This is a genomic window from Psychrobacter sp. T6-1, from assembly GCF_052258445.1.
Map to the genome: position 1 here is coordinate 1 of NZ_JBQQFC010000566.1, position 998 is coordinate 998.

The 998-nt window shown below is 41.9% G+C and carries 2 protein-coding genes; one reads left to right on the forward strand and one right to left on the reverse strand.

Going from position 1 to position 998, the window contains the following annotated elements; genetic code table 11:
- Positions 1 to 360: amidohydrolase family protein (locus ACTXGO_RS14625; RefSeq protein WP_443575032.1), on the forward strand; the 360-nt coding region annotated here is incomplete at its 5' end.
- A gap of 230 nt (positions 361 to 590) precedes the next feature.
- Here the strand turns inward: ACTXGO_RS14625 and ACTXGO_RS14630 are convergent.
- The coding region (locus ACTXGO_RS14630; RefSeq protein ID WP_443575033.1) for a MetQ/NlpA family ABC transporter substrate-binding protein at positions 591 to 998 on the reverse strand (408 nt) is incomplete at its 5' end.

Below are 998 nucleotides of genomic sequence, written 5' to 3' on the forward strand. Positions count from 1 at the left end.
ATCAACATCTCTTTTGGTCAAGATTCTATCAATGATCCTTGGTATCCAGCGGGCAACGGTAACATGATGAATATCTTAGATAATGGTATTCATTTGGCACAAACCATGTCATTACCGCAGCTTGACGTCTGTCTTGACTTCATTACCTTTAATGGTGCTAAAACCCTAAATATCGAAGATCAGTACGGTATAGAAGTTGGCAGAGCAGCAAACTTCCTAGTATTGGATGCGACAAGTCCATTTGAAGCGGTGCGCCAACGCGCGGATGTACTGGCCTCAGTTCGTAATGGTCAGTACCTGTTTAAAAAGCCTGAGCCTAGTTATGATATTGAGCTGGACTTGTTTAGAGATACGATATAGTTATTCTCTAATAATGATAGTCTAGTAGGGTGTGGTTAGTGGTATTAAGTTCTGACAAAGAACTTTGCTATAACGTAACCCACCAATTATATAAGCATAGATAAGCGGTGGGTTACGCTGCGCTAACCACACCTTACACGGACTGAATTTGAGCAATAAAAAATGCCCATGACTTTAAGTCATGGGCATTTTTATTTTAAAATTTTTAAACACTTACATTCTAGAGCAAGCTACTGAACCGCCACTTCACCTGTAGCAGTCGCTGTACCAGCAGAGGCAGTCACGGTTGCTGTTTCAGGGCTCCAGATTTTGGGGTATTTGTATCCTGGGAATGTCTTGTTGGCATACATTTTAAACTCATCTGAGTTATAGGCATTGGTCACATCTTTAACCCATTTTTTATCAGCATCAGCCGTTTTAATCGCTGACCAATTGACATAGTTAAAGCTTGGCTCTTGGAACAAAGCACTCGTCAATTCAATACCCGCATCAGTGGCGTAGTTGCCATTGATAACGGCAAAGTCGACTTCATCACGGGCACGTGGTAATTGCGCGGCCTCTAACTCAACGATTTTGATATCGTACTTGCTGTTGTCAGCGATGTCTGTTTTTGACGCCGTTAATGGGTCGATATTATC